This is a genomic window from Streptomyces sp. NPDC102462, assembly GCF_044765425.1.
In the GTDB taxonomy this organism is placed as follows: domain Bacteria; phylum Actinomycetota; class Actinomycetes; order Streptomycetales; family Streptomycetaceae; genus Streptomyces.
On sequence record NZ_JBIWKB010000032.1, the window covers coordinates 53597 to 66389 of the forward strand.

General features: G+C 70.4%; 10 protein-coding genes. 5 read left to right on the forward strand and 5 right to left on the reverse strand.

What is annotated here, in order from left to right:
- Window positions 1–250 precede the first annotated feature (250 nt).
- Window positions 251–1321: an ATP-dependent DNA ligase gene (locus ACIRFL_RS25820; RefSeq protein WP_404032755.1), complete on the reverse strand. Its 1071-nt coding sequence runs from the start codon at window positions 1319–1321 to the stop codon at window positions 251–253.
- 89 nt (window positions 1322–1410) lie between these two features.
- On the opposite strand from ACIRFL_RS25820, the gene ligD reads away from it, so the two are divergent.
- Window positions 1411–2436, forward strand: a complete 1026-nt coding sequence (ligD, locus tag ACIRFL_RS25825; RefSeq protein WP_404032758.1) for a non-homologous end-joining DNA ligase — start codon at window positions 1411–1413, stop codon at window positions 2434–2436.
- 62 nt (window positions 2437–2498) lie between these two features.
- Here the strand turns inward: ligD and ACIRFL_RS25830 are convergent, their stop codons facing one another.
- Both ACIRFL_RS25830 and ACIRFL_RS25835 read right to left on the reverse strand, forming a co-directional pair.
- On the reverse strand, window positions 2499–4646 hold the full coding sequence (locus ACIRFL_RS25830) for an OmpL47-type beta-barrel domain-containing protein (RefSeq protein ID WP_404032875.1): 2148 nt from the start codon (window positions 4644–4646) through the stop codon (window positions 2499–2501).
- A 47-nt stretch (window positions 4647–4693) separates the two neighbouring features.
- Window positions 4694–7174 (reverse strand): ThuA domain-containing protein, encoded by a 2481-nt coding sequence (locus ACIRFL_RS25835; RefSeq protein ID WP_404032760.1) that lies wholly within the window; start codon window positions 7172–7174, stop codon window positions 4694–4696.
- A gap of 189 nt (window positions 7175–7363) precedes the next feature.
- On the opposite strand from ACIRFL_RS25835, the gene ACIRFL_RS25840 reads away from it, so the two are divergent.
- Both ACIRFL_RS25840 and ACIRFL_RS25845 read left to right on the forward strand, forming a co-directional pair.
- Entirely contained in the window at window positions 7364–8347 is a 984-nt protein-coding gene (locus tag ACIRFL_RS25840; RefSeq protein WP_404032763.1) for a multicopper oxidase domain-containing protein, read from the forward strand.
- Window positions 8348–8519: 172 nt separating this feature from the next.
- A complete protein-coding gene (locus tag ACIRFL_RS25845) occupies window positions 8520–9557 on the forward strand; it encodes a LacI family DNA-binding transcriptional regulator (protein ID WP_404032766.1) in 1038 nt (345 codons plus the stop codon).
- 117 nt (window positions 9558–9674) lie between these two features.
- Here ACIRFL_RS25845 and ACIRFL_RS25850 read toward each other — a convergent pair whose 3' ends face one another.
- A complete protein-coding gene (locus ACIRFL_RS25850) occupies window positions 9675–10466 on the reverse strand; it encodes a VOC family protein (protein WP_404032878.1) in 792 nt (263 codons plus the stop codon).
- A gap of 269 nt (window positions 10467–10735) precedes the next feature.
- On the opposite strand from ACIRFL_RS25850, the gene ACIRFL_RS25855 reads away from it, so the two are divergent.
- Window positions 10736–10981, forward strand: a complete 246-nt coding sequence (locus ACIRFL_RS25855; protein ID WP_404032769.1) for a WhiB family transcriptional regulator — start codon at window positions 10736–10738, stop codon at window positions 10979–10981.
- 60 nt (window positions 10982–11041) lie between these two features.
- Window positions 11042–11533 (forward strand): peptidylprolyl isomerase, encoded by a 492-nt coding sequence (locus ACIRFL_RS25860; RefSeq protein ID WP_404032772.1) that lies wholly within the window; start codon window positions 11042–11044, stop codon window positions 11531–11533.
- A gap of 67 nt (window positions 11534–11600) precedes the next feature.
- Here the strand turns inward: ACIRFL_RS25860 and ACIRFL_RS25865 are convergent, their stop codons facing one another.
- Window positions 11601–12575, reverse strand: coding sequence for an acyl-ACP desaturase (locus tag ACIRFL_RS25865; protein ID WP_404032774.1), 975 nt, complete (start codon window positions 12573–12575; stop codon window positions 11601–11603).
- Window positions 12576–12793 lie beyond the last annotated feature (218 nt).

The following is a 12793-nucleotide window of genomic DNA, read 5'->3' on the forward strand; positions in this document are numbered from 1 at the left end:
CGTCGCTTGTCTGCGGCGTCGTTGTGGCTGGTCGCGCCCGCGCGGCGGAGCCGCATGTCGATACAGCCCCGCGCCCCTTTGGGGCGCTGTCGAAGTGAGTCGGCTGCGGCGCCGTTGTGGCTGGGCGCGCAGTTCCTCGCGCCCCTTTGGGGCGCTGCTGAAGTGGGTCGGCTGCGGCTTCGTTGTGGCTGGGCGCGCTCGCGCGGCGGAGCCGCATGTCGATACGGCCTCGCGCCCCTTTGGGGTGCTGTCAGGGTTGGGGGGTGAAGATCTCCGCTAGGTCGTAGCGCACCGGTTCCTCCAGTTGGGCGTAGGTGCAGCTGTCGGGGGTGCGGTCCGGGCGCCAGCGGCGGAAGCGGGCCGTGTGCCGGAAACGGGCGCCGCTTTCCATGTGGTCGTACGCCACCTCCGCCACCCGCTCCGGCCGCAGCGGCACCCAGGACAGGTCCTTCTTGCCCGACCAGCGGCTCGGCGCCCCGGGCAGCCGGGCCGTCTCGTGTGCGGACTCCTCGCCCCAGGCCGCCCACGGGTGCCCGGTCACGTCCGTCATCCGCAGCGGCGCCAGCTCCTCGACCAGCTCCGCGCGCCGCTTCATCGGGAAGGCGGCGGACACGCCCACATGCTGGAGCGTGCCGCGGTCGTCGTACAGGCCAAGCAGCAGCGAGCCCACCACCGGGCCGCTCTTGTGGAGGCGGTAGCCGGCCACCACGACGTCCGCGGTGCGCTCGTGTTTGATCTTGAACATCACCCGCTCGTCCTGCCGGTAGCGCCCCGCCGGCGGCTTGGCGATGACGCCGTCCAGGCCCGCGCCCTCGTACTGCTCGAACCACTGCCGCGCCACGTCGATGTCCGTGGTGGCCGGCGCCACGTGCACCGGAGCCGTCGCCCCGGCCAGCGCCCGCACCAGCAGCGCCCGCCGGTCCGTCAGCGGCGCGTCGAGCAGCGACTCGTCGTCCAGCGCCAGCAGGTCGAAGGCGACGAACGAGGCCGGCGTCCGCTCGGCGAGCGTGCGCACCCGGGAGTCGGCCGGATGGATGCGCTCGGTCAGCGCGTCGAAGTCCAGCCGCCCGTTCAGGGCGATCACGATCTCCCCGTCCAGCACGCACCGCTTCGGCACCCGCTCCTTGAGCGCCGCCACCAGCTCGGGAAAGTACCTGGTCAGCGGCTTCCCGGTGCGGCTGCCCAGCTCCACCTCGGGCCCGTCGCGGAACACGATGGCGCGAAATCCGTCCCACTTGGCCTCGTAGTGCATGCCGGGCGGGATCCTCGCCACCGGCTTGGCGAGCATCGGCTTCACGGGCGGCATGACCGGTAGATCCATGTTCTGATTCTGCGCGTATGCACGACATCGTGCATACGCCGGGTGTCTCCCGGTGTGCGAGGTGTGCCCGGTACGCCTACCGTGGCCGCATGGCTGACGCGGTGGAACTGGAAGCGGGCGCGAGGACGGTGCGGCTGTCCAGCCCGGACAAGGTCTTCTTCCCGGAGCGCGGTTTCACCAAGCTGGACCTCGCCCGGTACTACCTGGCGGTCGGCCCCGGCATCCTGCGCGCCCTGCGCGACCGCCCCACCACCCTGGAGCGCTACCCCGAGGGTGTGACCGGCGAGTCCTTCTTCCAGAAACGGGCGCCCAGAAACATGCCCGACTGGATCCCGACCGCCCACATCACCTTCCCCAGCGGTCGCAGCGCGGACGAGATGTGCCCCACCGAGGAGGCCGCCGTCGTGTGGGCGGCGCAGTTCGGCACGCTCACCTTCCACCCCTGGCCGGTGCGCCGCCACGACGTCGACCGGCCCGACGAACTGCGCATCGACCTCGACCCGCAGCCCGGCACCGACTTCGCCGACGCGGTGCGCGCCGCCCACGAACTACGGGCCGTCCTCGACGAGTTCGGCGGACTGCGCGGCTGGCCCAAGACCTCCGGCGGACGCGGCCTGCATGTCTTCGTGCCGATCGAGCCGCGCTGGACCTTCACCCAGGTGCGGCGCGCGGCGATCGCCGTGGGCCGGGAGATGGAACGCCGGATGCCGGACCTGGTGACGATCAGATGGTGGAAGGAGGAGCGCGGCGCGCGCATCTTCCTCGACTACAACCAGACCGCGCGCGACCGCACCATCGCCTCCGCCTACTCCGTGCGCCCCCGCCCGAACGCCCCCGTCTCGGCCCCGCTGCGCTGGCCCGAACTGGACGAGGTACGGCCCGAGGACTTCGACCTCGCGACCATGCCCGCGCGCTTCGCCGAACTGGGCGATGTGCACGCGGACATGGACGACCACGCTTTCTGTCTGGAGGCCTTGCTCGACCTGGCACGCCGGGACGAGCACGAGCACGGCCTCGGGGACCTGCCGTATCCGCCCGAGTACCCGAAGATGCCGGGGGAGCCCAAGCGGGTGCAGCCGAGCCGAGCGCGCAAGGAGAAGCCGGCCGGGTCCTGACGGCCGGCCGGCTCCTCACCGCACGGTTCCTCGGTGCCCGCGTCCCAGGTGCTCCGCGGCCCCTACAGGTCCTTGATCCGGACGTCCCGGTAGGAGATCACGTCCGTCGTGCTGTGCACCTGGAGTCCGACGTAGCCGGACGCGAACCGCCGCCCGTCCGTGCCCGGGTCGTCCGAGCGGGGCGGGTAGAAGTCCTGGCCGCCGATGTTGTCGAACTCGTTGATCAGCACGCCGTTGCGGTACACGGAGTAGTGCTGGTCGACCACGCGGATCTCGTAGTCGTTCCAGGTGCCCTTCTGCGTCACACCGGCACCGGCCAGCCCGACCCGGTCGAAGCCGTAGATCGAGCCGGTCTTGTACATGTCGCCGTCGGGCCGGTCGAACACCTGCACCTCGTGCCCGAACTTGATGGCGACCCACTCCGGCCGCGACTCCTCCGGATTGTCGTGGACCTGCGGGAAGCGCACGAACACACCGGAGTTGGCGTTGCCGGTGCCCGGTGCGTCGTCACGCCACTGCAGCCGCAGCGAGAAGTCGCCGTACTTGCGCTGCGGGTACCACAGCATGCCCAGGCCGTCCTTGCTGGTGCCGCTGGTGATCGACCCGTCGCCGTTGCGGGCGAAGGAACCGCCGCCCACGTGCTCCCACTTGGCGAAGGAGTCGGCGGTGCCGTCCAGGATCGTGCGGTAGCCCGTCGTCTGGCCCGGCTTGCCGATGCCGGACTGGCGGGCGGCCTTCTGGATGGCGTTGTACTCCCGCTGGTCGATGACCCCTTCCTTGCGGAGCCGGTCCAGGACCGTCTTCACATGCTTGAGGAACAGCGCCTGGGACGTCCACTCCTTCTCGTCCTCGATCAACTCGTTGATGCGGCACCGGTTGTTGGTGACCCGGTTCGGCACGCCCGAGTCGACCGTGCCGACGATCACCGTCAACCGTTCGTCGTACTCGGGGCAGTTGGGCGCGGGCACGCCACCGCCCGCGACGACCGTGAAGCTCACGGACCGCGGTTCGGAGGTGTTGCCGGCCTTGTCGCTCGCCCGGTAGGCCACCGTGTGCGCACCGGCCCGGTCCACCACCACGGGGCCGGTGTACGCCAGGTAGGGCCCGGCGTCGAGCGAGTACTCGATGCCGGCCACCCCGGAACCGCCCTCGTCCGTGGCGGTCACGGTCACCTTGGCGTTGCCCACGTACGCCCCGTCCGAGTTGCGCGTGCCGTCGACGCTCACCCCGGTGACCGGCGGGACGGTGTCCTGCGGCGGGGCGGAGACCACGGTGAACTCCACGCTCTTGTCGGCGGACACATTGCCCGCCTTGTCCGTGGCCCGGTAGCGGACGGTGTGGGTGCCGGTCTGGTGCACCATCACCGGTCCGTTGTACGGCTGCCAGGCGCCCGTGCCGATGGCGTACTCGATGGTGTTGACCCCCGACCCGGTGTCCGAGGCGGTGACCGTGACCGTCGCCATGTCGATGTAGGCGCCGTCGGCGTTGCGCTCACCGCTGACGGTCGCCGAGGTCTCGGGCGCCGTCGTGTCGTCCGAGGGCTGAGCGACGACGGTGAACTCGACGCTCTTCTCCGCGGACACGTTGCCCGCCTTGTCGGTCGCCCGGTAGCGCACACTGTGGCTGCCCACCTGGTCGATGACCACGGGGGCGGTGTACGGCTGCCAGGCGCCCTCGGCACCGATCGCGTACTCGACGCGGTCCACGCCGGAGCCCTCGTCGGTGGCCGCGATCGACACGCTCGCCGAACCCACGTACTCGCCCTGCGCGTTGCGGGCGCCGTCGACCGTCGCCGAGGTCTCGGGCGCCGTCGTGTCCGAGCCGCCACCCTCGGTCACCACCAGGACGCCCTGCATCTGGCCGTGGCCGGGGATGGTGCAGTGGTAGAAGTAGCGGCCCGGCGTCAGGGTGACCTCGGCGGTGTGCCGGCCGCCCTGGTCGTCGAACGGGTTGGCGAGGATGTTGACCTGGACGTCGCTGTTGTACTCCGGGTCGGTGGTCACGAAGGTCAGCGTGTGCGGCATTCCGGTGGTGTTGCCGGTCGCCGCGCTGTTCTCGAAGACGATCGTGGCCTGCCCCGCGACGGCCGTCGTGGGCGCCGAGAGGTACTTGGTGATGTCGTCGCCCGCGGTCCAGGTGAGCACCTGCTCGGCCGCCGCCGCGGGGGCGTCGTCACGTCCGGCGGCGGGCGTCGCCTGGAGCCCGAGCATCACGAGGACGGCGGCCAGCAGCGCCGTCAGGATTCTTCGTGGTCGTATCACTGTGCCCCCCTGGCGAGTTGGTCGGCGGGCGGCGTCGGACCGCCGCCGGTGTACGTCACCCGCCACAGCGCCGACTTGCCGTCCGAGGTGAAGAAGCCGCGCCCGTAGTCGAGGACGTACAGCGCGCCGTCCGGACCGAACTTCCAGTCCATGAGGTTCTTGATGCCGTCGTTGCCGACCGGCACGATCTTCTTCAAGGTCTCGGAGTGCACAGGCAGCCCGCCGTCGCCCTGGGTCTTCGGATCCATGAGCACGGCGTTGCGCGGCTGGTCGGCGTCGTAGAAGTCGCCGATGAACCACTTGCCGTCCCAGTACGCGGGCCACTTCACGGCGCTGTCGCTCGTCGCGTCGTAGCGGTAGACGGGACCGTTCATCGCGGCCTGCCCGCCGCCCTTGAGCCACGGCAGCCGGTAGGTGGCCTCCTCCTTCTTGTACGAGGGGATCCCGTTCGCGTCACGCGGGTAGTCCGGGCCGCCGCCCTGGGGCGAGTACCAGACGTTGTTGCCGGTGACCGGCGGGATGTTGACGAGTCCGTCGTTGTTCGGCGACTCGTTCTTCGGGTGGTCGCAGTCGTACCAGCCCAGCGGCTTCGACGGGTCGGGCAGGTTGCGGTCCCGGTAGGGCTGCTTGTTGCCCATGCAGTACGGCCAGCCCCGGTTGCCCGCCTCGGTGATGACGGCGAACGTGTCGTACTTGGCCGGACCCCAGGTGGTCGACGGCTCGCCCGCGTCCGGGCCGACCCAGCCCGCGTACAGGATGTCCGTCGTCCTGTCGACGAAGATGCGCGCGGGGTTGCGCACACCCATCACATAGATCTCACCGCGCGTCTTGCCGCCGCCCTCGTCGGTCTCCTTGCCGGTGAAGAGATTGCCCTGCGGCAGCGTGTACGTCCCGTCGGGCTCCGGGTGGATGCGCAGGATCTTGCCGTTGAGGTTGTTGGTGTTGCCCGCGGTACGGCGCGCGTCGGCGAACGACACGCCCTTGTAGCTCGGCTGCGGGTTGTTGCCGGAGTACCCGTCGCTGAACCCGCTGGAGTTGTTGTCACCGGTGGCGATGTACAGGTTGCCCTTGGAGTCCCAGGTCATCCCGCCGCCCGCGTGGCAGCAACTGTGCACCTGCACCGGCCACTTGAGCAGCACCTTCTCACTGCCCAGGTCGAGCTTGTTCGTGGCCGGGTCGAGGGTGAAGCGGGAGACGCGCCGCTCCGCCATCTGTGTGTCGCGGTTGAGCTGCGCGTGGGGTGTGTAGTGCAGGTACACCCAGCCGTTCTGCTCGAAGCCCGGGTCCAGCTCGATTCCGAGCAGGCCTTCCTCGACCTTCGTCAGCTCGTCGCCGCCGCCCTTGTTGCCGAAGACGGTCAGCTCCCCGGCCAGGGTGACCTTCTTGGTCTTCGGGTCGTAGACGTGGATCTGCCCCTTGCCCTTGCCCACGTCCGGGTTGTTCCAGTCGGTGATCACGGGCTGCGAGGAGTCCGCGCCGCCGCGGCCGATGTACAGCACCCGGCCGTCGGGCGCGGCGACCAGGCCGTGCGGCTCGCCGATCTGGTCGTTCTGCCCGGGCTGGTTGGGCTGGGTGAGGCGTTCGGCCCGGTAGTTGGCGTTGATGGTCGCCTTGCAGTCGGCCTGGCTGAGCCGGGTCGTCCACAGCAGGGCGCCGCGCAGATGGGCACGGAAGTCGCTCTCGTCGTACGACGAGACGGTGCCGCCCATGCCGGTGTAGAAGGACCGGCCGCCGTCGTAGTCCCGGCACCAGCTGACCGGGTGGTCCGCGCCGTTGGCGCTCGCCCCGGGCTGGTACGTCGACTCGCGCACCCGGGCCACCGTGTGCACGGCGCCGGACGGGTTCTTCACCCAGTTGAACCACTGGTCCGGCCGCTTCCACTGCAGCGGCAGGTCCTTGGTGGCCGGATGCCGGCGGTCGCCCACCTCGACCGTGGCCCGCTGGACCGCCGCCGGGCTGGAGGCGGCCGGGCGCGCGCCGATCAGACCGGTGAACCAGTCGGAGTACGGCTCGGCGCGGGCCGCGTCATGGATGCCGACGAAACCGCCGCCCGCCTCCATGTAGGCCTCAAGACCCGCCTCCTGGTCCGGATCGAGGACGTCACCACCGCCGGTCAGGAAGACGACGGCGTTGAAGCGGCCGAGTTTCGTCGCGTTGGTGAACACGGCGGCGTCGTCCGTCGCCTCGACCGCGAAGCGCTCCTTCGTGGGGCCGGACAGACCGATCTTCTCGATCGCCTCGATCCCGGCGTTCACCAGCGGTGACTCGTCCCCGGCGGCTGCGGAGCCGTAGAAGAGCAGCACTTTTACGTTCGCGCCGCCCGGTGGCGACTTGATCGACATCGTTGTCAGGGACGGGTCCGGCCGCGCGCTCGCGACCGGACCCGAGAGCAGTCCGGCCGCGACGATCCCCGCGGTCACGGTGGCCGCCCAGGTCCGTCTCCTCCTGCTTGTGGCGCTCAACCCTCGTAAGTGCATGGGCACCTCCTCGGTCACGGCAACAGCGCCAAGAAAGCTAGGCCCCTTTGCATGGCTCGCCAATACCTATGACCGCAATCAAACGAACTTTGTCCTGAGAGTGGATAAACGGGCGCGGGGCAGGTACCGTCGCACAGGTTCATCACAGGTACGCCTCCGCAAAGTCCTTACCAGGGTGGGGAGTTCCGCATGGACAGACGCGCGTTCAACCGGAGGGTGCTGCTGGGTGGCGCGGCGGTCGCGACATCGTTGTCCCTGGCGCCCGAGGCGGTCAGCGCGGCCACGCCGCCGCGCACCGCACCGGCCGGCGGCGAGGTCAGACACATCAAGCTGTACGCCGAGAAGCTGGCCGACGGGCAGATGGGCTACGGCTTCGAGAAGGGCAAGGCGACGATCCCCGGGCCGCTCATCGAGCTGAACGAGGGCGACACGCTGCACATCGAGTTCGAGAACACCATGGACGTGACCGCGAGCCTGCATGTCCACGGCCTCGACTACGAGATATCCAGCGACGGCACCAAGCTGAACAAGAGCGACGTCGAGCCCGGTGGCACCCGCACCTACACCTGGCGCACCCATGCGCCCGGCCGCCGGTCGGACGGCACCTGGCGCTCCGGCAGCGCCGGCTACTGGCACTACCACGACCACGTCGTCGGCACCGAGCACGGCACCGGCGGCATCCGCAAGGGCCTGTACGGTCCGGTGATCGTGCGCCGCAAGGGCGACATCCTGCCCGACCGCACCCACACGATCGTCTTCAACGACATGACCATCAACAACCGTCCGCCGCACACCGGGCCCGACTTCGAGGCGACGGTGGGCGACCGGGTCGAATTCGTGATGATCACGCACGGCGAGTACTACCACACCTTCCATATGCACGGTCACCGCTGGGCGGACAACCGGACCGGCCTGCTCACCGGGCCCGACGATCCGAGCCAGGTGATCGACAACAAGATCGTGGGACCCGCCGACTCCTTCGGGTTCCAGGTGGTGGCGGGGGAGGGCGTCGGCGCGGGCGCCTGGATGTACCACTGCCATGTCCAGAGCCATTCCGACATGGGGATGGTCGGGCTGTTCCTGGTGAAGAAGCCGGACGGGACGATTCCCGGATACGAGCCACACGGGCCCCATGCGGGGGGCTCGGCGGACGGGGACCACTCCGCCCACTGAGCGCTCCGCTATGGGGGCCGCTGGTCCGTCGTTGTTCGTCCGCGGCTGGGTTGGGGCCGGGCGCGCAGTTCCCCGCGCCCCCTTCGGGGCGCGTATGGGCTGGGGGCGGGTGCGGGGAGAGCGCTCTCGGGGCGGGGCTATTCTGAGGTGGAGTCGCCGAGGGAGGCCCGTCGTGACCGAGACAGCGCCGCGTCCGACGCTGGAGGCCGTCGCCGCGCTCGCCGGGGTGTCCAGGGCCACCGTGTCCCGGGTGGTCAACGGCGGTGACGGGGTCAGGGAACCGCTCGTCCAACGGGTCCGGCGGGCGGTCGAAGAACTCGGCTACGTCCCCAACCGGGCCGCGCGCAGCCTGGTGACCCGGCGGCACGACGCCGTCGCCGTGGTCATCGCGGAACCGGAGGCCAGGGTCTTCGCCGACCCCTTCTTCGGCCTTCAACTCCGCGGGATCAGCAAGGAGCTGACGGCCCACGACAGTCAGCTGGTGCTGCTGCTGACGGAGGGCCGGGACGACCACGCGCGCGTGGCCCGCTATCTCGCCGGCGGCCATGTCGACGGGGCGCTCGTCTTCTCGCTGCACCTCGACGACCCGCTGCCCGGTCTGATCCGGGGCGCGGGGGTGCCCACGGTCTTCGGCGGGCGGCCCGGCTGGAGCGACGCGTCGGGCAGTTCGGTGTACGTCGACTGCGACAACCGCGGCGGGGCCAGCGCGGCCGTACGCCATCTCGTCGGTCTCGGCCGTACCCGGATCGCGCACATCACCGGCGCCCTCGACCAGACCTCCGCGGTGGACCGGCTCGACGGCTTCCGGGACGTCATGGGGGACACCGATCCACGGCTGATCGTGGAGAGCGACTTCACCCCCGCCGGCGGGGAGCGCGCCATGCGGGAACTCCTCGACCGCAGCCCGGACGTGGACGCCGTGTTCGCCGCCAACGACCTCACCGCCTCCGGTGCCCTGCGGGTGCTGCGCGAGCGCGGCCGGCGCGTGCCCGAGGACGTCGCGGTGATCGGCTTCGACGACATGCTGCCCGTCGCCGAGCAGACCGACCCGCCCCTGACGACGGTCCGTCAGGACATCGAGGAGATAGGCCGGCTGATGGCGAACCTGCTGCTGACCGGTCTGGACCGCGGCCACCGCGAGGAGCCCGCGCCGGACGCGCCACCCGGCGTGATCCTGCCGACGACACTGGTGCACCGCGGCTCGGCCTAGGTCCTGTCGTCAAACTCCCGTCGTTCGCCCGGAGGGCGGGCCCTGCGGCGAGAGTGCGTGCATGGCGTCGCGGGGCAGGCGGGGGTTTGACGACAGGGCCTGGCATCGACCGGCCGCTCACTCCGTGGGGGGCTCACCGCGGATCACCGCGAAGCGGGCGCCCTGGGGGTCGGCGAGCCGGGCGATGCGGCCGACGCCCTCCACCGTCACGGCGGGCACCCGCACCGTGCCGCCCAGCTCCAGCGCCCGCGCGACCACCGCGTCCGGGTCCTCGACCCCGAAGTAGGGCAGCCAGTACGGGCCGGCCGCCGCCTCCGTGGGGTCGTCGGCCAGCGGGACCAATCCGCCGAACATCGCCTCCTCCCCGCCCTCGGCCGGATTGACGCAGGTGTACGTGCCGCCGGGGAAGGGCACGGCCGACGTCTCCAGGCCGAGCGTGCGGTGGTAGAACGCGGCGGCCGCCGCGACATCCGGTGTGTACAGCTCGACCCAGCACAGCGAACCCGCCTGACCCGCCAGGTCCAGGCCCTTCAGACGCTGGGGCTGCCAGATCCCGAAGGGCACACCCGCGGTGTCGACCAGCACCGCCATGCGGCCCTGCCCCATCACGTCCATCGGCGGGCTGGACACCTGGCCGTGCGCCCGTTCGGCCGCGTCCGCTGTGGCCTGCGCGTCCTCGCTGCGGAAGTACACCGTCCAGGACGGCGGGCCCTGCTCCGCCGCGACGGGCGCGCCGCCGGCGACGGTCTGGCCGTCCAGCTCGAAGAAGCCGTAACCGCCGGCGTCGGGGCCCGCCGAACGGAACCGCCAGCCGAAGAGGCCGCCGTAGAAGGCGGCGGTGCCGTCGATGTCGGACGTGGTGACGTCGATCCAGTTCGGAGCGCCGTCGACGAAACGGGTGGTGAGCATCATCGCCCTCCTCGGAAGGGTCCCGTCCTGTGCACAGCCGAGTCTCGCACCGCCCACTGACAAGCGCCGCCCGGCGCCGCCGCCCGCCGGGACGGTTTCCCGGTCACCCAGCGTGAGCGGCGGCGATCCCGTTGTTTTCGTCCGGCTCCCGCGCGCCGCCGTGCGCCACACCGGGACCGTGGCGCATCATCGGGGCGGCCCAGGGCCCCGGCCGCGGCGTTGAGCCGGCGTTGATCGAACGTTTTTCGCCGGACGGCACCATCCTGGCCATGCACTTCGACACGATCACCGCGCCCGACCTGGCCTGGCAGGAGGGGGCGTTGTGCGCGCAGACCGGGGCCGACTTCTTCTTCCCCGAGCCCGGCAGCTCCGTGCGTGAGGCGAAACGGATCTGCGGCCTGTGCCCGATCCGCTCCGCCTGCCTGGACTACGCGCTGGACCACGACGAGCGCTTCGGCGTCTGGGGCGGCCTGTCCGAGAAGGAACGCCTGGAACTGCGGCGCACCCCCCGCTGACAAGCAGCCGGCGAGACCGTCGGCGCGGGTCGGGCGCCGCCGGGCGATAGATTGATCGCCATGAGTGACAACGTGTACTTCGACATCACGATCGACGAGCAGCCCGCCGGCCGGATCGTGTTCCGGCTCTTCGACGACGTGGTGCCCCGCACCGCGGAGAACTTCCGGCAGCTCGCCACCGGCAAGCCCGGCTTCGGCTACGCCGGATCGGCGTTCCACCGGGTGATACCCGACTTCATGCTGCAGGGCGGCGACTTCACCGCGGGCAACGGCACCGGCGGCAAGAGCATCTACGGCGGCACCTTCGAGGACGAGAACTTCACCCTCAAGCACGACCGCCCCTACCTGCTGAGCATGGCGAACAGGGGCCCCGACACCAACGGCTCGCAGTTCTTCATCACCACGGTCGTCACGGACTGGCTGGACGGCAAGCACGTGGTCTTCGGCGAGGTCGTCGAGGGACAGGAGATCGTGGGCCGGGTGGAGGCCCTGGGCAGCCACACCGGCCGGACCCGGGCCACCATCAAGATCGCCGAGAGCGGCGTCTGCTGAACACGGCCCCCGGGCACGGGCCGCGGACAGGGCGCACCGGCAGGCCGGTGCGCCCCGGCGGTGCCGGTCAGCCGGCCGCCCGTGCCGCCATCCGGGCCTTGCGCGCGGCCAGCTTCTCGTCGAACTTCGCGGCCTCCGCGTCCAGGCCGCCCATGAACAACCCCAGTTCCTCCTGCGCCCGAAGCCCCTCGGGGCCGAGCCCGTCGATCTCCAGGACCTTCAGGAAGCGCAGGACGGGCTGCATCACGTCGTCGTGGTGGATGCGCAGGTTGTAGACCTCGCCGATCGCCATCTGGGCGGCGGCCCGCTCGAAGCCGGGGATGCCGTGGCCGGGCATGCGGAAGTTCACGACGACGTCCCGGACGGCCTGCATGGTCGGGTCGGGCGCGATCTCGAAGGCCGCCTTCAGCAGATTGCGGTAGAAGACCATGTGCAGGTTCTCGTCGGTCGCGATCCGGGCCAGCATCCGGTCGCAGACCGGATCGCCCGACTGGTGACCGGTGTTGCGGTGCGAGATACGGGTCGCCAGTTCCTGGAAGGCGACGTAGGCGATCGAGTGCAGCATCGAGTGCCGGTTGTCGGACTCGAAACCCTCGCTCATGTGGGCCATCCGGAACCGCTCCAGCTTGTCCGGGTCCACCGCGCGTGAGGCGAGCAGATAGTCGCGCATCACGATGCCGTGCCGGCCCTCCTCGGCGGTCCAGCGGTGCACCCAGGTGCCCCACGCGCCGTCCCGGCCGAAGAGGGTGGCGATCTCGTGGTGGTAGCTGGGGAGGTTGTCCTCGGTCAGCAGGTTCACCACGAGCGCGATCCGGCCGACCTCGGTCACCTTCGACTGCTCCTTGTCCCAGGGCTCGCCGTCGGCGAAGAACCCGGGGAAGTTGCGGCCGTCGCTCCAGGGCACATACTCGTGCGGCATCCAGTCCTTGGTGGCCTTCAGATGGCGGTTGAGTTCCCTCTCGACCACGTCCTCCAGTGCGTACAGCAGTCGTGCGTCGGTCCACACGGACGGGCTGGCGAGGTGGGGAGAGGTGAGCGTCACAGGAACTCCAGGGGGACGGCGATCAGGGGGGAGTGGAACGGCTCGTGCCGGCGAGCGGCGCCGGAAACCTACGTGATCGTAGGCTACGAGACCGTAGGTTACGAAACCGTAGGTTAAGCGCGCCGTAAAGAGCGCTGCTCAGGTGCGTGTCCCGGGCAAAGGGGGGACAACGAAAAGGCTCTGGTCACCCGAAGGGCCCCGGAGCCGACGCGGTTGCG

Coding starts and splice junctions, on each gene's coding strand:
- ACIRFL_RS25820 (WP_404032755.1), bottom strand. CDS start 1,321: ATGGATCTACCGGTCATGCCGCCCGTGAAGCCGATGCTCGCCAAGCCG.
- ligD (WP_404032758.1), top strand. CDS start 1,411: ATGGCTGACGCGGTGGAACTGGAAGCGGGCGCGAGGACGGTGCGGCTG.
- ACIRFL_RS25830 (WP_404032875.1), bottom strand. CDS start 4,646: ATGCTCGGGCTCCAGGCGACGCCCGCCGCCGGACGTGACGACGCCCCC.
- ACIRFL_RS25835 (WP_404032760.1), bottom strand. CDS start 7,174: ATGCACTTACGAGGGTTGAGCGCCACAAGCAGGAGGAGACGGACCTGG.
- ACIRFL_RS25840 (WP_404032763.1), top strand. CDS start 7,364: ATGGACAGACGCGCGTTCAACCGGAGGGTGCTGCTGGGTGGCGCGGCG.
- ACIRFL_RS25850 (WP_404032878.1), bottom strand. CDS start 10,466: ATGCTCACCACCCGTTTCGTCGACGGCGCTCCGAACTGGATCGACGTC.
- ACIRFL_RS25855 (WP_404032769.1), top strand. CDS start 10,736: ATGCACTTCGACACGATCACCGCGCCCGACCTGGCCTGGCAGGAGGGG.
- ACIRFL_RS25860 (WP_404032772.1), top strand. CDS start 11,042: ATGAGTGACAACGTGTACTTCGACATCACGATCGACGAGCAGCCCGCC.